Raw genomic sequence first — 25,893 nt, forward strand, 5'->3', positions numbered from 1 at the left:
GTTTGATTTCATATCATCTATTATTATTGATTCATAAAATCAATAATAACCCATCAACATTCGTATCAAAAATAAGAACTCTCACAAGTATTTAAACCCTTCTTTATTTTTTATCTTATATTTCAATAAGATCATTTTCTTTGTTGTAATTGAACGCCGTATTTTTTGACAGTTTACTTACATAAAGTCGTGTCACATTCTCTAGAATTGGCCGCTTTGTAACCTATGGTTGAAATATATTTCAGCTTTATTCCACTTATTTGTCCAACAGCGAATTCATGTTATTGGGCTAACTTTGAAACTAAACGATGAACGAAAAATTACGATTTGCCACCAAAGTTGCCCTTAGCCTGACATTGGCGTATTTAATCCCATTTGCGATGGGATGGCCGCAAGCTTCAACGGCAGCAACAACCGTGATGTTGATCGCCTCAACGGGAGGCCAGAGAGAGTCTCTCGCTAAAGGCACGCTGCGAGTTATTGGCACCCTTGTGGGCGCCGTGGTGGGATTGCTGTTGGTCGGTTGGTTTGCCCAAGACAGACTGCTCTACATGCTGTCTGTTTCTTTAGTTGTTTCCGTATTATTTTACTTCCGCAATGCGTACTTAAAAGATCCGACACTCTTCATGCTCACAGGCGTGATGGCATTGATGATGTCGAATGGCGGTGATGCGAATGGTGCCTTTATCTACGGTATTGATCGCGCTTACATGACCATATTTGGGGTAATCATCTATACCTTAGTGGGTACTTACCTCTTCCCTACCCCAACCGAACAAAACTTAAGGCAGTTGGCAGAAACCTTACTGGCTGCGCAAAAACAACTGTTCGTTCGAATTTTAGAGAGCAATGAAGACCTCAACGAGTCAGAAAGTCAAGAAGTAACTCCCGAGTTGGCCGCTTTGGTGGATGAGGTGTTTAATGCCCAAACCGCTCTCGAACAACGTTTTCGTTTGATAAGTAAAGAGTGCAGCGACATCTCTAGCTATCATCAAGAATGGCAGTCTGCACTGCACCATAGTAAGCAAATTACAGAGCTGTTGATTGCCACTGCACACAGCGAGTTTCATCAGTCAGAAAACCAAGCTTTTATTACTGATTTCAGCAACCATATTGACGCGATTCACTCATTGTTTGAAGTATGCAATACCGTATGGGATGGCAACTCGCCTTATTATCAAGCGAATGAAAAAAAAGCAGAACTCAACACGACGACACTACAAGAGACTGGGCATCTACAAAAAGGTGCGGTGTTAACACTCACTTACGTCATCAACCAGCTTCACCTTAACTTATCACGCTTAGCAGAGAGCATTAGCTGTATTGATTCCGTCACCAATACCCTCTCTTTCCAACAACCCAAAGCAGCTAAAGCGGCACGTTTTTTATGGTGGGACGCTGAAAATTTCAAAACCGCTGTCAAAGTGTTTGTCACTTATTGGGTATCCTCTTTAATTTGGATTTATTTCAATCCTCCGGGAGGTTACAGCTTTGTCATCTTCTCGACCATGTATATGTCGCTGCTGTCCTTTATGCCCATTCATCCAATTCTGTTGTTGGTGCTCTTTACCTTTGGCTTCTTGTTTGCCGTCCCCGCGTACGTATTCATATTACCGCAACTCACGTTTTGGCCAGAGTTGGCAATCTTTATCTTTCTCTACACCTTTGTTGCCTTTTACCTATTTAAAGGCCCTATCACCATGTTCTTTTTGATGGGGTTATTTATTCTTGGGTTAGATAACAACATGTTCTATCACTTCGGCATCATTATGTCGGTGATGACACTGTTTTATCTAGTGGGACTAGTGATCATCGCTTCACATTACTTCCCATTTTCTACTAGACCTGAGCACTTGTTTCACACCCTTCACGAACGATATTTTCGTCATGTATCTCAGTTATTTGCGCTGCCAGCGACCAAGAGCTCTGTGTGGGTGCGACTCAAACGGACCATTCACCTACAAACTCTAAACGCTTCTGTCAAAAAGCTTGCCCTTTGGGGCAGCAAAATTAACTTCAACTATTTTGACCAAAACAGCGCAGAAAAGGTGGCCGCTTATACAAGCAGTTGTCAGGCATTGAATCACCATATTGCCCTATTGAAAGGAGCAGAGAAGCACCTAGGTGACAACCCATTGGTTGCGCAAGCTCGCAGTCAACACAGCGATGACACCATTCCACAAATTGCGCATGCATTCTCTCTCAAGCCATCGGTTGAAAGCCTAACCGCAACTTTTGCGAAAAATCAGGATGATTTGGATGTTTACGAAGCGCGAATTGAGCACTTCTTTCAGCAATTGGATTTATCCCAATACCAAAACAAAGATATTGCCGGCTTTTATATCTTGCTGAACCTGAAAAGCAACGTGCTGGACGCACTGGCGAAGTGCAAAGGGGCTTACGCAGAAATCAATTGGGCCAATCTACAGCAAAAACGTTTTTAATGAGGCTAGCGATGAAAACAACCTTCAAACCTTTGATGTTATTACTGCCTCTGAGCGTTTTAACAGCGTGTAGTACTGTGGGGCCAGGCTATCAGGCGCCTCAACAACTTGAAATGCCTCAGCATTGGGCGCAAAGCCATCTGAAATCAGAGGTGGAATCGGCCAAATGGTGGACTCAGTTTAACGATGCAACCCTCAACAATTTAGTCATGCTTGCAGGAAAGCAAAACCTTGATCTTGAAGCCGCAGGCCTGCGTATTATGCAAGCGCGCGCCGCACTTGGTATCTCGACGGGCTTACAGTATCCGCAAGTTCAACAGGTATCTGGCAATCTAGCTCGCGCTTACCAAAACGAGCACTCGTTCAATAATGCCGCTGCAAGTTTTGATGCTGGTTGGGAGCTCGATATTTGGGGAAAATACGCTCGCGGAATTGAAGCAGCCGAAGCGGCTTATTATGCGTCTATCGCCTCCTATAATGACATTACTGTCGCCATTACCGCCGAGGTTGCGCGTAACTACATCAACTACCGCACCTATCAAGAAAGGATTCTCCTTTCTAAGCGCAACATAGCGATTCAGAAACGAGTGGTCGACATCACTCAAATTCAGTTTGACTCTGGCAACGTCACTGAACTCGACGTACAACAGGCTAAAAACCAGCTTTATGCTACAGAAGCGGCGTTACCAGCACTTGAAATCGCCAAACGCCAGTCACGTAATGCGCTTGCTCTTTTACTCGGCAAATTGCCTGAAGAAGTCGAACCGCTGCTCAATTCAGCTCAGTTGACGAAACAAGTCGCACGTTATGAGTCCAGCTTCCAAACCACGGGCAAAAAGCCAGCCCTTTCGGGAGATGATCATCACTCATTGGTTCCTCGTGCGCCACAAGTTAGCCCTGAAATCTCAGCAAACTTAGTCATGCGTCGCCCAGATCTGCAAGTGGCCGAACTGCAAGCTCGAGCACAGAGCGCCAAAATAGGGGTTGCACAAGCAGCGCTATACCCAAGCTTTTCCCTACTCGGCTCCATTGGGATCAATAGCACTGTCCAGAGTGGTCACAGTTTCAGCTTTAGTGACTCTCTCACTTTAGTTGCAGGGCCAAGCTTTAGTTGGAACATTCTCCAATACGGCCGAGTGGAAAATAATATTCGCCTTGAAGATGCTCGCTTTCAAGAAACCTTGAGCAAGTACAACAAAAAGGTATTACAGGCAGTTCAAGAGGTCACCAACGCTATGGACGCCTACCAGCTCTATCGTCAACAAAAAGAACTGCGCCTTCGTTCGGTCAACTCCTCCATTCGCGCCTTCAACATTTCAATGACTCAGTATGAAAACGGCCAAATTTCATTCGAACGACTGCTAAATTCGGTCGAAAAGATGACACGGAGTGAAGACAGTTACGCCCAAATTAAGGGGAATGTCGCCAATCAGGTTGTCGCACTATACAAAGCTCTGGGTGGCGGCTGGCAAGCTCAAGCAGGAAAAGCGTTTGTCAGTGATGCCATTGCTGAACAAATGCGTACTCGCACCGACTGGGACAGTGAACTTGACGAAACGCAACGTACCCTTCCCGTACTACTTTCACCGACTCAACCAGACAAGGAGCACCCCTAATGCCACATGAACTCGCTTGGGGAGATGTGTATTTCTCACCAGTGTTATTGGTAATGGTGATGGCACTCAGCGCAACTTGGCTGAGCGTGATCCTCCTAAACAAGAGCCGGATTTCACGGTTTATCGCCTTTCCATCACTGACTTTTCTCGCCATCCTCGTCGTCTACGTGGTGGTGATAGACAGCTTTATTTTACGTTTTTAGGTAGCTAACAAGATGAAGAAGAAACTTATCATTGCTTTAAACCTCGTCATCCTTGGGGGAGCCATCTGGCTGGGCTACCTAAAGTATGAAGAATATTTCAGCAACCCATGGACTCGCGATGGTCAAGTTCGAGCGAACGTGATTAAAGTCGCGCCACGCGTCTCGGGCCCAATCATTAGTGTCGCAGTGCGAGATAACCAAAAAGTTCACGCGGGCGATCTGCTGTTTGAGATCGACCCAACACAGTATCAAGTCGCGCTATCACAAGCGGAAGTAGCACTTGAGCGCTCTAAGATCAGCTCGGAAGGCAAAAAAATTGAATATGATCGATTAAGAGACATTCGAGCAAAAGACCGTGGCGCGGTATCACATAAAGATCTCACTCGTCGTGAAATCGCTTATGAAGAGTCATTGCTTCAGATAAAAGCTGCGGAAGAGAAACTTAAAGCGGCAAAGCTAAACTTTAGCTACACCAAGATCTACGCTTCAGTCGATGGATACGTCTCTAACCTTGATATCCGTACCGGAACCCAAGCGGTCGCAAACCAACCATTACTTGCGCTGATCGACAGCAACAGTTTTTGGGTCTTTGCCTTTTTCCGTGAAAGCCAACTCGCTCATATCAAAGCTGGCAATGATGCCAAGGTCACCTTGATGTCTCACCCAGACTCTCCTATCGATGCCAAAGTGGACTCAATTGGATGGGGTATCGCACCGAAAGATGGCACAGTTGGCTACAACCTATTGCCCAATGTGAACCCAGTATTTCAATGGATTCGCCTAGCACAACGCATTCCTGTGCGTATCCAACTGGAAGAACTCCCTGAAGACGTCCAACTCAGATTTGGTTTATCCGCATCCATCATGGTGATGAAAGACAGCAATGACGAGCAGTAGTCACGGCAAGAATTCAGAGGTTCACACTTATGATCAGAAAAAAGATCCAAAAAATTAATCAGGAGAATAACTTCTTCTACCTCACACTAGCGCTCATTGGCTTGCTGATCAGTGCATCGCTAGTTCAGGTTCTAGGTAGTGGTTTGCTCGATATTGTCCTTCAAGGCTTTACGGTATTGACCTTTATCGTCTGCCTAGCCAGTTTGCGATTCGATCAAAACTGGTACCGTTTTCTCACCACATTGGTTGCAATATGGGTGGCAGTGCTCGTCCTTCGCTCGTTATTGCATGTTGAAAAAATTGATGCCGTGATGCTGTGCTTAACCTTTGCCTTTTTCTTTGGCACGTTTAAGTCCATTGCTCGTCAAATTCTTTTCACCGGCAGCGTGAACATCAATAAAGTCATCGGCTCCGTTGCTTTGTTCTTGTTACTCGGCTTGATGTGGGCGATGGCTTATCTCATTTTATTAGAATTCGCCCCTGATTCATTCACAGGCATGAGCGCAGCGCCATGGGGAGAAAATTTTTCTAACGCTGCTTATTTCAGTTTTGTCACTCTCACCACTCTGGGGTATGGCGATATCAGTCCGGTTACGCCAATCGCTCAGGTCATCGTTTATTTAGAAGCCATTGTCGGCGTGTTTTATATGGCTATCGTCGTTTCAAGCTTAGTCAGCTCAAACATTGAACATCAGGTAAAGAAAAATGGATAAACAACTCGAACAACGTCAGAGCAAAATATTTGTCAGTAACATGGTGGAATCCGCCATTCGTATTGGCTTATTAGTTATTTTGCTGACTTTCACTTACGACATCATTAAACCTTTTATCATTCCGGTGATTTGGGGGGCGATCATTGCGGTTGCACTCATGCCACTGACATTAAAAATTCAAGCACTTTACCGTGGTCGTCGCGGCCTTGCGGCAACCACCATTGCGATCATCGGCATTGTCTTGCTCGTTACGCCTTTTGTGATGGTATCAAATTCAATTTACGACGGTATCAGCCATACGCTTAACGTACTACAAAGCGGTCAGGTGAGTATTCCAGGACCAACCCAACGTATTGCTGATATCCCAGTAATTGGTGACAAGGTGTATGACGTGTGGAACCTGTTTGCTACCAACCTTGAAAAAGGGGTTCAGACCTTCCTGCCAGAGATCCAATCTTTCGTAACCATGTTGGCCTCTATGCTGGGTGGTGCATTGACTAGCCTTATCACCTTCATTATTGCTCTCGCGATTGCTGCGGGCTTTATGACGCACTCAGAAAAAGTCTCTGCGGCAATGCAAACCGTTATGGTTCGTGCTGTCGGCAAAAATGCAGAAGAGTGGACCACAATGACCGCTGCGACCATTCGCAGTGTGTTGATTGGTGTGGTTGGTGTTGCTTTCATTCAGGCGATGATCATCGGTTCTGCCATGTTCTTCTTCAATGTACCTGCGGCTGGTCTGCTAACCCTTGGCGTGTTGATTCTATGTATTGCTCAGCTTCCGGCACTCTTGATCGTTGCTCCAGTCATTTTCTATGTTTACTCAACAGGAGATGGGACAGGTACGATCATTTTCACCGCATGGGCACTGTTTGGTGGCATTGCAGATAACTTCCTAAAACCGATGTTAATGGGACGTGGTGTGGATGTACCAATGCCTGTGATCTTAATTGGTGCGATTGGCGGGATGTTATTTGCAGGGATCGTCGGTCTGTTCCTTGGTTCAATTATCCTAGCGATCTGGTACAAGCTTTTCATCCTATGGCTAAACCAAGAACGTGAAGAGATTGAACAAGAGAGAAAACAAGCCGCTTAATTCAGCGTCACTCGAAATAAAAAGCCATTCATGCAAATGAATGGCTTTTTTACGTATGGGATTAATGAATGGCTTCTGCATTCACAACCAAGGTTTCAAGTGGTTCAAGCTGAATAACGACAGGCGCACTATAACGCTCTGGTAAACTTGAGTTGGAACCATACGTCTGGCTTAACGAATAGCTTGTTTTAACTCCTTTAGGCAATTCAAAATCACGAGCGAGATCTAAGTAGTATGACTGCACTTTATCTGACGGATTACGCAACGAAAATATCGCTTTATTGCCATTCCAAGAAGCAAAACCGTACACATCCAGTAACGTCGGGTTCCCTCCAATCCAATGAGAGTCCACCAGCACATCCGCATTGGCACGAGCCCAATTTGCCGCTTCCGCCAACGTATCCCATTTGTTTTCATTGAGCATACTCGGCGTAATGTACAGCTCTTGCAACTGGGTGCCAGTTGCAAAGTAAGACCAAACTTGATCGGCAAAATCTTGGTCTGTTTGCTCTTTTTCCAAGCCATAATAGGCATTTTCAGCACTGACAATACCGTGCAACATCAAAGAGGTCATTGGAAATAACGGCCCTTTTCGAACAATAGAACGATAGGTTTCTGCATCCCGGTAAGTGCTCCACTGCTGAGCAGGAGAGCCTTTGCCATATAAGGTAATATCGTCACCTTGACGCCAGACCGAGTCGGCATAGAAGAGCCAAGATGGACTTGCGTTGGTTCCCGTCGTGAGGTTGATAAATACCTTCTCATTTGCTTCACGCATGTTTTTGATCAGTTGCACGGAGGCATCAAAGTCGGATGCAAATTGGCTACCCTTAAGATGCTTAGTTGCATTGCCCATCCCATCCAATTTAAATGATGAGATGTGTTCATTTTTGATTAGGCCAATAATTTTATCGTTGAAGTTTCTAAAGTAATTCGGCCCGGCTAACGCAAACTTGCCATCCACCGTTTCAAAGCCATTTTCTTTGGCGTGAGAAACTCGTATCTCGCGCGGTTTGTTGTAACCACCCCAAGGGGACAACCATAGACCCACACTTGCATTCATTGAATCAGCAAACTCTCGAACACCGCCAAAACCGTCAGCAAATGCGGGGCCGAACTCCCACTTTCCTGTCCGATCATCCCAGCCATCGTCGAGTAAAAAACCATCCAGTTTCACACCACGCTTTTTCACCAATTCTTGATAGAAAGCTGCCATTCTGTTTTTCACATCATCCTCGGTATAGGGTGTAAAAAAGCCGATATCCATCCATGAGTTGTAATGCAAATAAGGCTGATACGCCCTTGGTCGCATGGCTTCAATAAAACCATTAAACTCTCGACGTAATTGGCTTACTTCATTGAATGTGCCGATATAGGTGGTAAAGGTTAATGGTGCTTCTTGGGTGATTGGCGTAACTAAATCGACGTTCAAATTGGTTTTGGTTTCATAGGCATAAGTATTAACTATCGGTTTGCGCGGCAAAATAAAGAAACTACCCGCAACAATCGGTGAACTGTTAATGGAACCCTCAACGTAAGGAGCCTGACTTTGGCCTTTCGTTGGTAAGAACGTCAGTTTAGCCACACGCTGCTCATCACCTATCGCCGTAAAAGAATATGTAATACTTGTGTATCGCTCTTTGATAAGGCTGAGTGTTATCGTCACATCAAAACTTGGGTGCAATAAGTGAAGATTAATTTGATCGCCACTACGACGAACTTCTTTCAAGGTGAAATCTTTTGTGTGGATCTTAGTTTCATCAGGAAGCGTAATAAAAAACAGCTCCGTTGGTGTCATCTTTTTATCTGCACGTAAATCGAGCAGAGAGAGCGCACCAGAGCTGTCATCAAATGTCATCGCCATCTGTTGGTTAGTTAACTTTATTGTGTTCGCGTTTGCATGAGAAGTCGCCATTATGATTGAAGCAACAAGAAGTCCATTGAATTTATTCGTTTGCATTACGTTGTGTCCCAATACGAGTGTTGAAAACACAACTATTAAATCAATCTGACAAAGCGCGTTTTTCGTACAAAATCACAGCAACCGACATTACGGAAAACAGCACGAATACCCTTTCATTTGATAGAAAATGAAAAGTCACGCTTCGTTATTCTTCTCTGCCTTTTGGGCATATTACTTACGATTAAACACCCAAGACCCACACACACTGAAAGAAGAGCGCTTCCTTCTTTCGATTTGTCCTTGAGGTTTACAGCCTGCGTCATATCACAAATATCAAAAGCGATGATTAATAAAAAGCGATATGCGTGTCCCCTGAAGGTGAATAACGATGACCTAAAGAGCGAGAAGAAGAGACCGCATCCAGCCCTTCGCTTTGTCTTAAGCTATTGTAGATGTACCGAGCAGAATAGCTGTTATCAATTAAGCAATTACGTAATGCGACCATAGGCTGGCATGCCTGTATGACAAAGCGTTGATAGATATCGACTTCATCCTGATAACGGCGTTTAAAGCTGTGGGGATCAATGGGTTCTTCCACACCACGTTGTAGTTGTTGAAGTGACGGCGCAAATAGATCCACAACCATGTTTTCACAACGTAATGCAGAGGAATGATAAGCTGGGAACAAACGCTGAACTTGAGGAGAAATGCGTTTTTCGGACAGTGCACTTTGCCTTTCGAGTTCATAAAGTAACGTATCTTCAGCCATTTGATTGGCCAAGCAAGCCTGAGCCTGCTTCTCTAACCCGTTCTGCAGGCGTTCAAAGTTACGCTGGCTGACTTTTACATCCTGTTCAAGACATAGACGACACGTTTGCTCAGAAGAAAGATCGCTATTGGTCGAAATCGCGCTAGCAAGCAATAGCGCTTCAAATTGTTCATCGCTATTTGCCCACGCACTAAAAGAAATGATCACGGAGACGGTAAAAAGTGACATTTTCATCGGCATTACCTCCCAGAAGAGATAGGTCAATTATACCTCATCCCCGTGATTCAAAAATAAACGGATACAAAATACCCTATTTAATTCTTTGATATTGTGCATGTATTTACATTTTAATCGCTTTTTATCGGGTCATTTTTTTCACAAAGACCACCACAAAAAGCGCCATAGTAAAACTGCCTAAAAAGGCTTCAAACGCGGCAATGAAACGAGCAACTCCCACTGGGGAGATATCGCCATAACCGAGCGTGGTGAAGGTGACAACACTAAAGTAAAGCGCATTAAAAAACTCCAATGCATAAAACTGCCACCCCGTTACACCCTCATAAACAGGACTTGCAGCAGTGGTATCAAGGAAGAAGTAAGCCATTGCACAAGTAAAAATCAATGCAACTGAAAACACCACAACACGTAACGGGTCTTCCCCATAACCACAAAACAAATCTACGATCTTCGATATAAATCGCTTCAAGCTGTACAGTGGCATCTGATAACGGCGAAACCGCATCTCTTTTTGGAAGAACATGCCAGCAGTCTCAAAAAGCCCCTGCTTTTCACATTGCTTTCGGACATTACGGCATACTTCTTCTGCCTCTTGGCATAATGAAATGCTTTCTTTGCGATTGGTCAGTTTACTCGCGGCCAACGCTTCTTGTTCTTGTTTTAGGTGTTTACCCCAATCAATGTTCTCTAAACGAGCACGGGCGAGTTCGGCACCAAGGAGATTGCTATTTTGTAACTTTGCACAATGCAAATTTGCATTCACTAGCTTAGCCTTCATTAAAGAAGTGCCACGTAAATCTAAGCCGAAAAAGTGTGCATCTGTCAGATCGGCTCGATAGAAGTCAGCATTACGACATAAATGTCCTTGCTTACTCCCTCGATTAACCAGATTAAGATCCACCAAGTTTGTTTTAGCCAACTGAAATCCGTCTAAAGGTTTACCCGCTGCGGCCCATTGCTCAACCTGTTTTTTTACGTCATCTTTGCTTTTATCTATGGCCGGATCATGCCAGTAACATAATCCAGATTCACCACCAGGTTGATCGCAGCACCAGCCATCGGGGTTTCGATAGCTGCATCGACCATGTTCTGATTTCATATGCGCTGCCCTCAATCAATTTTAAGTGTAGAAGGTGCATATGAGGCTGCCAGCTAAAATTACACCTCAGGCGTTTAAAGAGAAGACATTGCACTGGCCTGTTGATGCAGCCATTGTTTAAACAAACGGATGCTGTCATTTTCTCGGTGAGTAAGAATGAAATAACCAGCATTGGCTGAAATGGGTTCAAATGGGCTCACCAATCGCCCAGTCTCCAATTCAGAACCAATCAGAGCCAGCCGAGCTAACGCCACTCCTACCCCAGCTTCTGCCGCGGACATTGCCATATCAGTGCGGTTAAAAAAATGCCCACGATGACACGCGATGTTCAGCCCTTGGGCTTGCAGCCAGTAACGCCATTCCTGATCTTTGTCCGCTCCTCGCCACGGCATGGCATCGTGCAGCAATGTGGCATTGTTTAAGTCTGAAATTTCCGGATGCCTGCGTTGATAACCTTCACTCATTACAGGCAATAAATACTCTTCCATTAACAGTTCTGCATGCTTGTTACGATATGGAAACGAGCCATAATCAATGGCGATATCAAAATCATGATTCTCGCTATCCACTAAAGCACCTTCTGCAAAAGTATGGATCTGGATATCTGGATGAAGGCGTTGAAACTGCTCGAGCCGAGGTACTAGCCATTTGAATGCAAAGGAAGGTGTGAGTTTAAGCCGGACTTGTTTGTGCTCTTGGGGCTGCGTCACTTGGTGGACATGTTGTTCTATCGCTTGCAGGTGTGGCTCAATATTTTCAACCAAGTCACGCCCTCGTTCAGATAAACGAATTCCACGCGAATGCCTTTCAAAAACACTAAAACCCAACGACTGCTCAATCAATAACAATTGCTGGCTGACCGCTCCGGTTGTCAGGTGCATCGATTGTGCAGCCTTTGACAAACTCTCATGTTTTGCCACTTTGCAGATCAAGTTAAGCCCAGAAATCAATGCTGTTTTCATATCACCATAGGTTTTAGAAATTCTATACACTGCTAACAGATTTTATCGATTGTTAAGCAAATGTAAATCTTGCACTCTGCATCCATTATTTATTTGTGGAGTGGTCACTATGAAAGTGGTAGTTCTTGGAAGTGGTGTTATCGGCCTGACATCGGCATGGTATCTCACTCAAGCAGGATATGAGGTAACGGTCATCGATCGCCAACCTCGCAGTGGCGAAGAAACCAGCTTTGCCAACGCTGGACAAATTTCATATGGATATTCATCTCCTTGGGCAGCCCCCGGAATTCCAATCAAAGCGATCCGGTGGTTATTGGAAGAGCATGCTCCCTTAAAGATCAAACCAAGCTTAAATCCCCAAATGTTGTATTGGGCCATGCAAATGCTTTCAAATTGTACTCTCGATAAGTATCGCCAAAACAAATCACGTATGCTTGAGATTGCCAGCTTAAGCCGTTATTGCCTCACTGAGCTGAAGCAAAAATATGATCTCCAATTTGAGGGAAGAGAAAAAGGGACACTGCAACTCTTTCGTACCGAAGCGCAACTGACAGCGATTGAGAAAGACATTAACCTACTTCAAGAAAGCCACACCTGTTGTAAATTACTAGATGTAAACCGTTGCCTTGAGCAAGAGCCGGGGCTTGCCCCCGTCAAAGATAAGTTAGTAGGCGGGTTATACCTTCCTGATGATGAAACAGGTGACTGCTACCTATTTTGTCAACAGATGACACAATTGGCTCAGGCCGCAGGCGTCGAGTTCCTATTTGATACCCAAATCGAGCAGTTGAAAACCAAGAATGGCAAAATCAGTGAAGTCATCACCAATAAGGGAAGCGTCACCGCTGATGCGTATGTCGTTGCCATGGGCAGTTACTCCACTCAATTACTCAAATCCGTTGGCATTAATATCCCGGTCTATCCCGTCAAAGGTTATTCACTGACTTTGCCTATCACCAATGAACAATACGCACCTCAATCCACCATCATGGATGAAACGTACAAGGTCGCTTTAACCCGTTTTGAACAAAGATTACGAGTGGCAGGAACGGCTGAATTAGCGGGATTTGACCCTAGCTTACCCGATAAACGGCTTGCAACCATTAACCATGTCGTGCGTGATTTGTTTCCCGATGGAGTCGATTTTACCCGAGCTGAATACTGGACTGGCTTTCGACCAATGACACCGGACGGTCCTCCTATTATTGGCCGTACGACGATAAGTAACTTATATACCAATACCGGACATGGCACCTTGGGTTGGACGATGGCTTGTGGCTCTGGTTATGTTCTTGCGGAAGTGATCTCGGAGCTGTCATACCCCAAAAAACGTTATGTCGATTTAAATATCTCTCGCTACTACGATTAACTTTATATTGTGCTGAGTTAACACAAAAACCCAGCACAACATTCAAAACCAAAGACTAAAACACTCCATATAAACATCCAAAACACACTTAACAGTCATAATAAAAATCAATAAAACAAAGCACAAAACCAATAATTACATTACTTATTAACAAAAATGTAGCATTTTGAGTCACCACTCACACTAAAGCACAAAAAAGAACAAAACCATTAACAAATGCCTTACAAAAAGAATTACCATCTTGGTCACAAAACAACCACAACATACGAAACAGGGAAACTCTTATGCAGTCTTTAGTTGATTTTCTGAATGGAATTATCTGGAGCCCAGCACTGATCTATTTGTGTTTGGGTGCTGGTTTGTTCTATTCGATCATGACGCGCTTCGTTCAGGTTCGTCATTTCTTTGAAATGTGGCGCCTACTGCTCTCAGGTAAAAGTTCGAAGAAAGGTATCTCCTCCTTCCAAGCACTTGCGGTATCACTCTCAGGCCGAGTCGGTACGGGTAACATTGCAGGCGTTGCCGCAGCAATCGGCTTTGGTGGTCCAGGCGCAGTCTTCTGGATGTGGATGGTCGCTTTCTTCGGTGCAGCAACCGCTTATGCAGAGTCAACCTTGGCACAAATATACAAAGAAGAAGATAACGGCGAGTTTCGTGGTGGTCCAGCATACTACATTGAAAAAGCCATGGGTCAGAAATGGTATGCTTGGATTTTCGCAATCGCGACTATTTTCGCTTGTGGTGTTTTACTTCCAGGCGTTCAATCAAACAGTATTGGTAACGCAGTAGAAGCCGCTTTCGGCTCAGGTGACATGATTGAAACCGCCATGGGTACCTTTAGCTTTGCAAAAATCCTTACCGGTACCGTAATTTCAATTATCCTCGCTTTTATTATCTTCGGTGGTGTAAAACGTATTGCCAACTTCACACAGATTGTTGTTCCGTTTATGGCACTCGCTTATATCATCACGGCATTCGTGATCATTCTACTCAATATTGGCGAGGTTCCACGCATCATTGGCATGATTCTAGGCGATGCCTTCACTCCGATGGCCGGCGTTGGTGCCGCAATTGGTTGGGGGGTAAAACGTGGTGTGTACTCTAATGAAGCAGGCCAAGGGACGGGCCCACACGCAGCGGCTGCAGCCAGTGTTGATCACCCTGCCCAGCAAGGCCTCGTGCAGTCTTTCTCAATCTACATTGATACTTTGTTAGTATGTTCCGCAACAGCCTTCATGATTTTAATTACTGGTGCCTACAACGTACATGGCGCTGAAGGTTTCCTGATTCAAAACCTTTCCGCTGATATTGGTGCAAATGGTCCTGTATTTACACAAATGGCCATAGAGAGCGCATTACCTGGTATTGGTAAACCATTCATTGCAGTTGCACTGTTTTTCTTCGCTTTCACAACGATCTTAGCTTACTACTACATCGCAGAAACCAACATTGCTTACATTCGCCGTACCTTTAAGGTAAATGGGCTTATGTTCGTGCTAAAACTGGTGCTCATCTCCGTTGTGTTCTACGGTACAGTTAAGACAGCGAACCTTGCTTGGGCAATGGGTGATGTCGGTGTAGGTCTCATGGCGTGGCTCAACATTGTCGGTATCCTGATTATTTTCTTTATGTCTAAACCTGCATTAAAGGCATTAAAAGACTACGAAGAACAGCAAAAGCAAGGCGTGACTGAATTTACCTTCAACCCAGTGAAGCTTGGTATTAAAGGGGCTGATTATTGGGAAGATAAGTACCGTCGTAAGACGGGTCAGTCTCCAGAAGCGGAGCAATCAAAACAAGCGGTGGAGCAGCCATCGACTTAACTGAGAATTAAAAAGCAGTGGTAAGAAAAAAGGGTTAGCAAAGCTAACCCTTTTCTTTTCCTCAACCTGTTCCCGTTGAGTAAAGCTGATAGAAATTATGCTGCGATTTCTTGCGCTGCAATTTCTGGCTTTTTCTTTTCGCCAATTGGCAAAATAGTACGGCCGTATTCATTGTTAAGTACTTGTGCCATAGCGAAGTAAATAGCACTTGCACCGCAGAAGATACCTTCAAAACCAGCAAGAGTGCCGATAAGTTCGCTGCCAGTAAAATCACGCGCCGCTAGCAGGCCAAATAGAATCGTAAGTGAGCCAAATACAACTTGCTTAGCAAATGGGTAGCATAGAGAGCCAATAAACATAAAACCAGTGAAAATACCCCATAGTGCTAGGTACCAACCCATGAAATGTGCTGGGCTAGCAGGTAGACCCATGTATGGCATTACGATCAAACCAACCAATGTTAGCCAGAATAGACCATAAGAAGTAAACGCTGTTGTACCAAACGTGTCGCCACGCTTAAAGCACATGATACCAACGATAACTTGGCTCAGACCGCCATAAAAAATACCCATTGCAAGGATCATTGAATCCATCGGGAAGAAGCCTGCATTGTGGATATTCAGCAGAATAGTAGTCATACCAAAACCCATAAGACCTAGAGGTGCTGGGTTAGCCAGTTTCGTTGACATTGACGCGTACCTTTAAAAAAAGTTGATAAAATTTACGCGCGAATTTTAATGAAGCAAAAAATAAACACAAAAGCGTTTTTCACAAACTAAGTTTCCATTTATAGCCAAATGAAATCTATTGCATTTAAATAAGTTCCATATTTCATCAGGTTATGAATGCTAAATAAAAAAGCTTCGGCATAAACCGAAGCTTTTAAGTCTAGGTCACAATGACCGAATGAGTCTTACTGGCAACTGATCTCATCCCAGAACCAGTTTGATTGAGTTGGTGTTTCCCATACTCCCGGACCATTCTTCGCGATAAAGCATTTACCGTTGTACGTCACTTTATCTCCGTCAGCGACCTGAGTAACCCCAGGTTCCCATTGAATGAAAGTATTTGGATCTGGAGTTGGTGTTGGCTCAGGGTCTGGCGTAGGTGTTGGTTCAGGATCCGGAGTTGGAGTTGGCTCTGGATCTGGCGTTGGTGTTGGCTCTGGAGTCGGCTCCGGAGCAGTTGGTGCACCAGAAACAAGTTCCCATGGCCCACCATTTGCTGGGTCATCACCTTGAGTCCACCATTTCGCCTGATAAGTTGCGCCATTGTGCGTCACTTGGTCACCACCAACGTATACTTTGTTCACATCCCATGCATTACCACCTGGGTCAGTGCCAGGATCAACCGGATCAAGTTGGTCCACCACTCGTACTTCTGGCCAACTTGAATGAGAACCGTAGAAGTTAGTCACACACTTCTCGTAATCACCCGGTACCAGTGCAGAATACGCGGTTTGGAAACCTACAAGTTCACATTCAAACGAGTAACCACCCGGACGGTCTGCATAGTATTTCCAGTTTCCATCCCAGTTGGTATACAGCACATCAGTCGCACCATTTAGGTTCAAACTGCCATAAGGCGTTTGCTGCCAACACGTGTTTTTCTCATCAGCTTTTAATGAAATTTGATAATGGTTAGATAAGCCTTCCCAGTAACGGATACGGTTAACTGGCTGGCCTTTGTCTTTATTTTGTTCACCACACTCAATACCACCGTTAATGATATTGATGGTCGTACCAAAGCCATAACCAATCCCAGCATCAGTCTCGCGTTGTGATGGAGACCAAGTACGGTCGATGACATGCAACATGGCTGGTTTTGGCGCTTGAGGCGTTAAGAAGAACCAGATCGCAGAAGCTAAGTTCAGCCATGAATCAGCAACCAAACCTGGGTTATTTAGCAATACGCTTGCATCGCCATCAAACATCACCTCAGAAAACGCGCCGTAGTTAAAGTGGTAAGAAAGCTGTTTAGCACCACGGCCGAAATAACCTTGTCCAGCAGCACAAGGCCATTTTTTATTTTGCCAATCGTTTTGACCACACCCAGTCGTATAACCAGTTTGACCTTCACTCCACCCCATTTCACGGACATGAACAAGCGCTTGCTGCCACTCTTCAAGACGTTGTGGGTTGTCAGACACATTGTCCACGGAAATATGGCCGCCTGTCTCTTGCGCAAAATGCGCAAATGCCGTCACAATGGATGTCTTACAGATCTCATCAGAGTTGCGGCCATCGGTGTATTCACCACAAAATGCTGGAAACTTACCAATGGCACGTAAGAAACGCGTATAGGTGTATTCAGGAGCAGCCATCTGAGTTAGAAAATCCCACTCTGTACGAGGGAAAACTCGCTCAGCACGTTTAACGTTATCTGGGTTTGTAGCCAAACCCGGTGCAATTGCTTCTACCACCGTATTTGGCTGCGTTTCCAAAGCTTTCGCCCAAATGGCATACATAGGATCAGACGTTTGCGCCTGCTCCGCTGCGAGTAGATCAGCTCGAGAAACCACATAACCCGTTGGGTTTTGTGGATCCGGCTGAATGTTCATGGTGGCTGCAAAGCTGGCAGCAGATAAGGTACAACCTACCGCTAGGGCTAAATGTTTCACTTGTAACATCAGTCTGTCCTTTCATTTCCGTAAATTGAGTTCCTCCAAAGAGTAGAATCTTGCATTCTGTGATTGCACCGATTTACCTGATAACACACTAAATTTGCGAGTTAATTCGATTTGATCTACTGAAACAAATGAATACAAGCATTACAAATGGATAGCAAACAACAGTTTTAACCAAATTTGTGAACATAAAAAAGCCCCGGCACAAAGGCCGGGGCTGATAGTTAACTCAATATCGAATTATTCCCATTCGATTGTCGCTGGTGGCTTACCGGAGATATCGTAAACCACGCGAGAAATACCATCTACTTCATTGATGATACGGTTAGAAACCTTACCTAAGAAGTCGTATGGCAGGTGCGCCCAATGTGCAGTCATGAAGTCGATAGTCTCTACGGCACGTAGTGATACAACCCAATCGTACTTACGACCATCGCCCATTACACCCACAGAACGTACTGGTAGGAATACCGTGAACGCTTGAGATACTTTGTTGTATAGGTCAGCAGCGTGTAGCTCTTCAATGAAAATAGCGTCAGCGCGACGTAGCAAGTCACAGTACTCTTTCTTGATTTCACCAAGAACGCGAACACCTAGACCTGGTCCTGGGAATGGGTGACGGTAAAGCATGTTGTAAGGTAGACCTAACTCTAGACCAATCTTACGTACTTCATCTTTGAACAGTTCACGTAACGGCTCAACAAGACCCATTTCCATGTCATCTGGCAGACCTCCAACGTTATGGTGAGATTTGATCACGTGCGCTTTACCCGTCTTAGATGCTGCTGATTCGATAACATCTGGATAGATAGTACCTTGAGCAAGCCATTTCGCGTTTTTCAGCTTCTTCGACTCTTCATCGAATACGTCTACGAATACGTGACCGATTGTCTTACGCTTCTCTTCTGGATCTGCTTTACCTTCAAGCGCTTTTAAGAAACGGTCTTCAGCGTCAACTTTGATGATGTTTAGACCGAACTGGTCGCCAAACATATCCATTACTTGTTGACCTTCGTTTAGACGAAGTAGACCGTTATCAACAAATACACATGTTAGCTTGTCGCCGATTGCGCGGTGAACCAGCATAGCAACTACCGACGAGTCCACACCACCCGATAGGCCTAGGATCACTTCGTCATCACCGACTTGCTCTTTAATACGAGCAACTGCATCTTCGATGATCGATTCAGACGTCCATAGACGCTCACAGCCACATACGCCAAGAACAAAGTTCTCTAGCATTTGTAGGCCACCTTTAGTGTGTGTTACTTCTGGGTGGAACTGAACGCCGTAGTATTTCTTCTCTTCGTTTGCCATCGCAGCGTAAGGACAAGTGTCTGTCTCGCCAACTTTCACGAAGTCTGCTGGAATTTCGACTACTTTGTCACCGTGGCTCATCCATACATCTTGAATTTCTTCAAGATCTTTAAAAATAGAAGATTCACCAGATACTTTAACTTGTGCATAGCCGAATTCACGTTCAGTAGAACCCGCTACTTTACCACCTAGCTGCTCAGCCATGGTCTGCATGCCGTAACATACACCTAGTACCGGTACACCTGAATCAAATACGTATTGAGGCGCACGTGGAGAATTCTCTTCTGTTACGCTTTCTGGACCACCAGATAAGATAATGCCATCTGGATTGAATTCACGAATATCCGCTTCTTCAACATCCCAGCTCCATAGCTCACAGTAAACACCAATTTCACGTACACGGCGCGCTACAAGCTGAGTGTACTGAGAGCCGAAGTCTAAGATCAGAATACGTTGGTCATGAATATTTTTTGTCATTGGGTCAATCTCGGAATTAATTTAGTGGATGGGAGACGGTTGTCTCCCATAATCTTCAAAATAATTGTGGTTAGCTATTAACCCAATCGGTAGTTTGGTGCTTCTTTTGTGATTTGCACGTCGTGAACGTGAGACTCTTTCATACCCGCGCCAGAGATACGAACGAATTCAGCTTTCGTACGCATATCTTCAACAGTTGCAGAACCTGTTAGACCCATGCTTGAACGTAGACCACCCATTTGTTGGTGAACGATCTCTTTTAGGCGACCTTTGTATGCGATACGACCTTCGATGCCTTCCGGTACTAGCTTGTCTGCTGCGTTGTCAGACTGGAAGTAACGGTCAGAAGAACCTTGAGACATAGCGCCAAGTGAACCCATGCCACGGTAAGCTTTGTATGAACGGCCGTTATATAGGATAACTTCGCCAGGTGCTTCTTCAGTACCCGCGAACATTGAACCAACCATGACACATGATGCGCCTGCGACGATAGCTTTACAGATATCACCTGAGAAACGGATACCGCCATCAGCGATAACTGGAATACCGTGCTGGTTTGCTACTTCTGCAGCATCAGCAATCGCAGTAACTTGAGGAACACCCACACCCGTTACGATACGCGTGGTACAGATAGAACCAGGGCCGATACCCACTTTCACTGCACTTACGCCAGCATCGATAAGCGCTTTAGCACCAGCACCTGTCGCTACGTTACCACCGATAATGTCGAGATCTGGATATGCAGCGCGAGTTTCACGAATTCGGTTAAGAACACCTTCAGAGTGACCGTGTGAAGAGTCGATAAGTAGCACGTCAACGCCCGCTTCAACTAGAGCAGCCACACGCTCTTCGTTACCTGCGCCAGCACCAACTGCAGCACCTACACGTAGACGACCTTGTGCATCTTTACATGCATTAGGCTTACGCTCCGCTTTGTGGAAATCTTTCGCGGTAATCATACCGGTTAGTTGAAACTCATCGTTCACTACCAGTACTTTCTCTACGCGCGCTTTGTGCATTTTCTCTTGAACTTCTTCACGAGTTGCCCCTTCTTTTACTGCTGCTAGGCGCTCTTTAGGCGTCATCACAACATCTACTTTCTTAGAAAGGTCCGTTACAAAGCGAACGTCACGACCAGTGATGATACCAACAAGTTCGTTTGTATCTGTTACCACTGGGAAACCTGCAAAACCATGCTTTTCTGTTAGGGCAACAACATCAGCGATTGTTGCATCAGGGCTTACAGTTACAGGGTGTGAAACTACACCTGCTTCGTAAATCTTCACCTGGTGAACCATCTGAGCTTGCTGCTCAATAGACATGTTTTTGTGGATAAAGCCAATGCCACCCTCTTGCGCTAGCGCAATCGCTAGACGAGCTTCAGTTACGGTGTCCATAGACGCCGAGATCATTGGGATGTTTAGGGTGATGTTCTTAGTTAGCTGAGTGCGAAGATCAGCTGTGTTTGGGAGAACGGTGGAGTGAGCTGGCACAAGTAGTACGTCATCGAATGTCAGCGCTTCTTTGGCAATTCTTAGCATTTGCAATATCTCACAATTAAAGGAGTAAAAAGAACAATCCAATCTCATCGTTTCGCATAATGAGGGCAACCAATTTTGTGTAACTAGTCACATTTGGATTAGATATTGCGGACGGATTATACGGTTAACGTAATCGCTTGACCACAAGTTTTTTAATTTTTTTCTTGCATTTACCCCCTTGATATGTATTATATTGCCGCTAATTTCCATACTCACGTCCACGAGATTAGTAGTGTCATCTCTGACCAATCAAAACATTTTCACCGTTTCCCGTTTGAATGCAGAAGTTCGTTTACTCCTTGAAAACGAAATGGGGATCGTGTGGTTGGTCGGTGAGCTGTCAAACTTTTCCGCCCCCGTATCCGGCCATTGGTATTTCACCCTCAAAGATTCACGCGCTCAAGTGAAGTGTGCAATGTTTAAGGGAAACAATCGTCGTGTCACCTTTAAACCCGTTAATGGCAATCAAGTCTTAGTCAAAGCTCGACTTTCCCTATATGAACCTCGTGGTGACTATCAACTGATCGTTGAAAGCATGCAACCCGAAGGTGATGGTAGGCTGCAACAACAGTTTGATGAGCTCAAGATGAAACTGGCGGGCGAAGGTTTATTTGCTCAGACTAATAAACGCCCTCTCCCTGAACACCCGCAACGTGTCGGTGTTATTACTTCGAAAACGGGCGCAGCTCTGCATGATATTCTTGATGTACTAAAGCGCCGAGATCCTTCGTTACCTGTAGTTATTTACCCGACAATGGTTCAGGGAGAAGAAGCTGCAATTCAAATTGCTCAAGCGATTGGTCGTGCAAATAGTCGAAATGAGTGTGATGTACTCATCGTCGGCCGTGGTGGTGGTTCACTCGAAGATCTGTGGTGTTTCAACAATGAAATTGTAGCGCGCACCATTGCAGCAAGTCAGATCCCTATCATCAGTGCCGTAGGTCATGAAGTCGATGTGACGATTGCAGACTTTGTCGCCGACATGCGGGCGCCAACCCCTTCAGCTGCGGCTGAACTGGTGAGCCGTGACAACAGCCATAAAGATCAAGCACTCCTAACGCGGCAACATAAATTAGCCAGCGCAATGCGTTACTACTTAGCGCAGCAAAAGCAGCAATCAGCTCAACTGATGCACCGATTAGAGCGTCAGCATCCAAGCTATCAACTGCAGCGTCAAACACAACAACTTGATGAGTTGGACATGCGCTTGCAACGCGCAATGCAACGATTCATCACAACGCGCCAGCAAGCCGTTGAGCGTAAGCATCATCGCCTACAATTGAATTCACCAGTAAAACGTTTAGCAGAGCAAAAATCGAAGCTTGATCGCGTTGAGCAAAAGCTAATGGATGCAATGGATCGTAAGTTACTGACCATGCGTCACCAACTGGCGATTGCTGCAGAGAAGCTTGATACGGTAAGTCCACTGGCAACGCTAAAACGTGGTTATTCAATCACACAAACAGAGCAAGGTCAGGTGGTGACTCAAGCGAAAGATGTAAAAACGGGCGACACTTTAGTCACCCGCTTATCTGATGGTGAGCTTCGCTCTACGGTTAACTGACTTTTTGAAACTCAAATCGAACCCGTGACTTTGATTTGAGTTCATTACAACTATTGCAGAAATAATTTGCCGCACCACAAGCTTGCAGCTTTTCAAGCTCAGCCTCACAGTCAGGACAAAATCCTGCTTTTTTATAGTCAACATTACATTCTTTGCAATGATAGTGACCTTGCCAATCGAGCTCCTGATGACATTCTGGGCATAAATTATCAGACATTTCGATCTCTCATTAAGCTTATTCCTCTGACAGATGCGCATAGTAACAATTGCATTCATTTGAGTATTGATCTCTGTCACATGGAGTTAAGCCATTGTTGGCACTGAGCGACAGCATCGTTTATGTTTTCTTTTATACGGATGATCATTTCAAGATCATCGGCAAAATCCATTTTGATCAGCGATCTGCCCAAAAAAGAACATTTATATAACCACACACCGAAAGCATAAGTTACATGTGCTGTTTTTGAATTTAAAACAATATAATAAACCAAATATAGATATAAAAATTAGATTATCAGAATTACATAAAATGATCGTAATTCAACTATGATGGTTTTACATCGGTTTGCATTTCAATATTCTGAGCATCAAGCTCAGTCAGGCTCACTTTGATTTCAGCAAAATCAGCTAAGCCAGAAACATGTGTACCACCGCATGGGATGACAGCAAGCTCCCCTTCTCCTAAGTCACATTGCCAGTACCTTGAATCAGTTAAGGTTTCACCATGACATAACATCTCAACTTGTGGCTGAGCAGCCAGCCATTCTGTCAATTGGTCGTTGACCTTATCAGCAATAAGCTGCAGATCAGTTAGCATATCGACACTGTTTAGGCCGCGTTTTCGCAATGTTTTACCTAGCCGATAAGTATCCACGCAACAATCTTCAGTGACAAAGCTCGTCACTTGCGCATAGCTGTTAAAGTCATAGTTACCGTGAGCGTCTTTTCTGTCTGCATCTTTACGCCAATAACCATCACGAGTGAGTACCTTATTTAACGCCAAGAAGGCTAAATGACCAGCACTATGGCCTCGGCTTAATGCCTCTTGGTAAGTTCTATCGACACTTAAGCACACACGCTCACCTTCGATGACAGAAGATGCATCAGCATTAATGCAATGCACGACAACAAAGGACCAACCGGGTTCATCTCGTTTTACGGGAATGGCTTCACCTACGTACAACGTCTCAGTCTCTCGCTCTACGGCGCCTACCAGACAGTTGAAGACCGAGAAGCGCTGACTGCCAATGCGCAAACAACCTTTGTCAGCAGGGTGATCTGGCCAAATATGGCTTACAGGGTGAAATGGGGTCTCTTCTGTAATCACGTAAATGCCATCATCATAGGATTCGACGAACTGGATCTGACTCTCCAACTGCCAAATACCATGACAAAACTTCGTGATGGTTGCACTCACTGCCATTTTTCATTTCCTTCAAGTACAAAAAAGCGCCAGTAGAATACATGGCGCTTTACTAAATTTTCCTATGAGATGCTATTTCTTACGGTTTTTCATCATACTCATTAGGCGTTTACGTTTACGCTCTTGAGATAATGTCATCTTACCGCCTTTACCTTCAAATGGGTTATCGCTGCTCTGGAAGTTAATGCGGATTGGTGTCCCCATGATTTCCAGTGACTTACGATAATAGTTCATCAGGTAACGTTTGTATGAATCTGGCAGCTCATTAACTAGGTTCCCGTGAACTACAACGATTGGTGGGTTATAGCCACCTGCGTGTGCATATTTAAGTTTCACACGGCGACCACGAACCATTGGTGGTTGGTGATCTTCTGTTGCCATCTTCATGATACGTGTCAATACCGAAGTACCCACACGTGTCGTTGCTGATTTGTAAGCCTCTTGAACCGATTCAAATAGATGGCCAACACCAGTACCATGAAGCGCAGAGATAAAGTGAATACGAGCAAAGTCGACAAATCCAAGACGACGATCCAGCTCTTTCTTCACATGCTCTTTCACATCCATGTCCAAACCATCCCATTTATTGACAGCAAGAACAATTGAACGACCCGCATTCAGGGCAAAGCCTAATAAGCTTAAATCTTGATCTGAGATGTTTTCACGTGCATCAATAACCAACAGCACAACGTTGGCATCTTCTACCGCTTTCAACGTTTTAACAACGGAGAATTTCTCAACCGTTTCATTGATACGCTTACGACGACGAACACCGGCAGTGTCAATAAGCACGTATTCACGACCATCACGCTCCATTGGGATGTAAATTGAGTCTCGAGTCGTGCCCGGCATGTCATACACAACTACACGCTCTTCACCCAAAATACGGTTAGTCAGCGTTGACTTACCCACGTTTGGACGACCGATAATCGCTAACTTGATTGGCTGCTCTTGAAGACGCTTAAACTCTTCTTCAGCTTCTTCTTCTGTGTAATCGACTTTCTCTTCTTCTTCGTCTTCAAAACCAGTTAGATCTTCAATCTCACCTTGAACTGATTCAAGCATTTGCTCTGCAAATGGATTTAAAGCACGATCGATAAGAGCACCAACCCCACGACCGTGAGCCGCTGCAATTTGGTACATGTTCTCTACACCAAGCTGCCAAAACTCAGCCGATGCAGCATCCGCATCAATACCATCAACTTTGTTGACAACCAGCATTGACGGTTTTTCAATTTTACGTAGGTGATTGGAAATCGCGATATCAGCTGGAGTTAGACCAGCACGACCATCAACCATAAACAAAACAACATCAGCTTCATCAATTGCCGCTAATGATTGTTCTGCCATTTTAGTTTCAACACCCTCTTCACTGCCATCAATACCACCAGTATCAATAACAATGAATTCATGTTCACCCAATTTTGCCTGACCATATTTACGGTCACGCGTTAGGCCAGGAAAATCCGCAACCAATGCGTCACGCGTGCGAGTCAATCGGTTAAATAACGTAGACTTACCTACGTTCGGACGCCCAACCAGGGCAACAACAGGTACCATAATAACCTCTACAATATTCTTTCTATGTAGTTATAGGTAATGACTTGTTATCAGTCGTTAACCAGTGTTTACCTATAACTACAAACCTACATTGGGATACTCTTTATGATAGAACGAGCGATTAAAACCGTATCAAAAAGCAGTGGCTAGTCGAAACTATGTCTAGCACAACACCCAAGTGAATTATTTGTTCTTAAATTTTCAGAGTATACGCAACAAAACGGCTCCTAACTGTTAACCAGCCAGGAGCCGAA

Annotated in this window: 20 protein-coding genes; 9 read left to right on the forward strand and 11 right to left on the reverse strand. The window is 44.7% G+C overall.

From position 1 onward, the window contains the following. Positions 1-308 precede the first annotated feature (308 nt). Genes ACQEXS_RS04250 through ACQEXS_RS04275 form a run of 6 tightly spaced genes read left to right on the forward strand, consistent with a single transcriptional unit; the run spans position 309 to position 6,969 of the window. Positions 309-2,444 carry an FUSC family protein gene (locus tag ACQEXS_RS04250; RefSeq protein WP_427012942.1) on the forward strand — a complete coding sequence of 712 codons (2,136 nt, stop codon included), beginning with the start codon at positions 309-311 and terminating at the stop codon, positions 2,442-2,444. Positions 2,445-2,455: 11 nt separating this feature from the next. After that, positions 2,456-4,060 (forward strand): TolC family protein, encoded by a 1,605-nt coding sequence (locus ACQEXS_RS04255; protein WP_427012943.1) that lies wholly within the window; start codon positions 2,456-2,458, stop codon positions 4,058-4,060. Next, a complete protein-coding gene (locus ACQEXS_RS04260) occupies positions 4,060-4,263 on the forward strand; it encodes a DUF1656 domain-containing protein (protein ID WP_367987099.1) in 204 nt (67 codons plus the stop codon). The genes ACQEXS_RS04255 and ACQEXS_RS04260 overlap by 1 nt, the downstream gene beginning before the upstream one ends. A 12-nt stretch (positions 4,264-4,275) precedes the next feature. Next, on the forward strand, positions 4,276-5,160 hold the full coding sequence (locus ACQEXS_RS04265) for an efflux RND transporter periplasmic adaptor subunit (RefSeq protein WP_427012944.1): 885 nt from the start codon (positions 4,276-4,278) through the stop codon (positions 5,158-5,160). A gap of 29 nt (positions 5,161-5,189) precedes the next feature. Further along, positions 5,190-5,873, forward strand: coding sequence for a potassium channel family protein (locus tag ACQEXS_RS04270; RefSeq protein WP_427012945.1), 684 nt, complete (start codon positions 5,190-5,192; stop codon positions 5,871-5,873). Then, positions 5,866-6,969, forward strand: coding sequence for an AI-2E family transporter (locus tag ACQEXS_RS04275; RefSeq protein WP_427012946.1), 1,104 nt, complete (start codon positions 5,866-5,868; stop codon positions 6,967-6,969). Before ACQEXS_RS04270 ends, ACQEXS_RS04275 begins: the two co-directional genes overlap by 8 nt. A 61-nt stretch (positions 6,970-7,030) precedes the next feature. Here ACQEXS_RS04275 and ACQEXS_RS04280 read toward each other — a convergent pair whose 3' ends face one another. From ACQEXS_RS04280 to ACQEXS_RS04295, 4 genes are all read right to left on the reverse strand, one after another. Beyond that, complete coding sequence (locus ACQEXS_RS04280) at positions 7,031-8,929, reverse strand: enterotoxin (protein WP_427012947.1); 1,899 nt, start codon at positions 8,927-8,929, stop codon at positions 7,031-7,033. A 289-nt stretch (positions 8,930-9,218) separates the two neighbouring features. Continuing rightward, positions 9,219-9,875: a hypothetical protein gene (locus ACQEXS_RS04285; RefSeq protein ID WP_427012948.1), complete on the reverse strand. Its 657-nt coding sequence runs from the start codon at positions 9,873-9,875 to the stop codon at positions 9,219-9,221. A gap of 124 nt (positions 9,876-9,999) precedes the next feature. Continuing rightward, complete coding sequence (locus tag ACQEXS_RS04290) at positions 10,000-10,977, reverse strand: ion channel (protein WP_367987105.1); 978 nt, start codon at positions 10,975-10,977, stop codon at positions 10,000-10,002. 74 nt (positions 10,978-11,051) lie between these two features. Next, positions 11,052-11,939: a LysR substrate-binding domain-containing protein gene (locus ACQEXS_RS04295; RefSeq protein ID WP_427012949.1), complete on the reverse strand. Its 888-nt coding sequence runs from the start codon at positions 11,937-11,939 to the stop codon at positions 11,052-11,054. Between the two features lie 109 nt (positions 11,940-12,048). Here ACQEXS_RS04295 and ACQEXS_RS04300 point away from each other — a divergent pair, with 109 nt between their 5' ends. Both ACQEXS_RS04300 and ACQEXS_RS04305 read left to right on the forward strand, forming a co-directional pair. Further along, entirely contained in the window at positions 12,049-13,308 is a 1,260-nt protein-coding gene (locus ACQEXS_RS04300) for a D-amino acid dehydrogenase (protein ID WP_427012950.1), read from the forward strand. Positions 13,309-13,592: 284 nt separating this feature from the next. Continuing rightward, positions 13,593-15,131 carry an alanine/glycine:cation symporter family protein gene (locus ACQEXS_RS04305; protein WP_367987107.1) on the forward strand — a complete coding sequence of 513 codons (1,539 nt, stop codon included), beginning with the start codon at positions 13,593-13,595 and terminating at the stop codon, positions 15,129-15,131. A 95-nt stretch (positions 15,132-15,226) separates the two neighbouring features. Here ACQEXS_RS04305 and ACQEXS_RS04310 read toward each other — a convergent pair whose 3' ends face one another. The 4 genes from ACQEXS_RS04310 to guaB form a co-directional block, all read right to left on the reverse strand. After that, positions 15,227-15,820, reverse strand: coding sequence for an acetate uptake transporter (locus tag ACQEXS_RS04310; RefSeq protein ID WP_367987108.1), 594 nt, complete (start codon positions 15,818-15,820; stop codon positions 15,227-15,229). 224 nt (positions 15,821-16,044) lie between these two features. After that, positions 16,045-17,760 (reverse strand): chitinase, encoded by a 1,716-nt coding sequence (locus tag ACQEXS_RS04315; RefSeq protein WP_427012951.1) that lies wholly within the window; start codon positions 17,758-17,760, stop codon positions 16,045-16,047. A gap of 237 nt (positions 17,761-17,997) precedes the next feature. Next, a complete protein-coding gene (gene guaA / locus ACQEXS_RS04320; protein ID WP_427009990.1) occupies positions 17,998-19,551 on the reverse strand; it encodes a glutamine-hydrolyzing GMP synthase in 1,554 nt (517 codons plus the stop codon). A 77-nt stretch (positions 19,552-19,628) separates the two neighbouring features. Then, positions 19,629-21,092, reverse strand: a complete 1,464-nt coding sequence (gene guaB / locus ACQEXS_RS04325; RefSeq protein WP_053440592.1) for an IMP dehydrogenase — start codon at positions 21,090-21,092, stop codon at positions 19,629-19,631. A gap of 232 nt (positions 21,093-21,324) precedes the next feature. Between guaB and xseA the strand changes: the two genes are divergently transcribed. After that, the gene (xseA, locus tag ACQEXS_RS04330) at positions 21,325-22,656 is read left to right on the forward strand and encodes an exodeoxyribonuclease VII large subunit (RefSeq protein WP_427012952.1); all 1,332 of its coding nucleotides are present in this window, start codon (positions 21,325-21,327) and stop codon (positions 22,654-22,656) included. On the opposite strand, the gene ACQEXS_RS04335 is transcribed toward xseA, so the two are convergent. The 3 genes from ACQEXS_RS04335 to der all read right to left on the reverse strand — a co-directional run bounded on the left by ACQEXS_RS04335 (position 22,649) and on the right by der (position 25,639). Continuing rightward, positions 22,649-22,873, reverse strand: a complete 225-nt coding sequence (locus tag ACQEXS_RS04335) for a zinc ribbon domain-containing protein (protein ID WP_427012953.1) — start codon at positions 22,871-22,873, stop codon at positions 22,649-22,651. The genes xseA and ACQEXS_RS04335 overlap by 8 nt on opposite strands. Positions 22,874-23,200: 327 nt before the next feature. Next, on the reverse strand, positions 23,201-24,079 hold the full coding sequence (locus ACQEXS_RS04340; protein WP_427012954.1) for an alanyl-tRNA editing protein: 879 nt from the start codon (positions 24,077-24,079) through the stop codon (positions 23,201-23,203). Positions 24,080-24,151: 72 nt separating this feature from the next. Continuing rightward, complete coding sequence (gene der / locus ACQEXS_RS04345) at positions 24,152-25,639, reverse strand: ribosome biogenesis GTPase Der (protein ID WP_427009987.1); 1,488 nt, start codon at positions 25,637-25,639, stop codon at positions 24,152-24,154. Positions 25,640-25,893: the final 254 nt, after the last annotated feature.

The organism is Vibrio sp. TRT 17S01 (assembly GCF_050113695.1).
GTDB lineage: Bacteria > Pseudomonadota > Gammaproteobacteria > Enterobacterales > Vibrionaceae > Vibrio.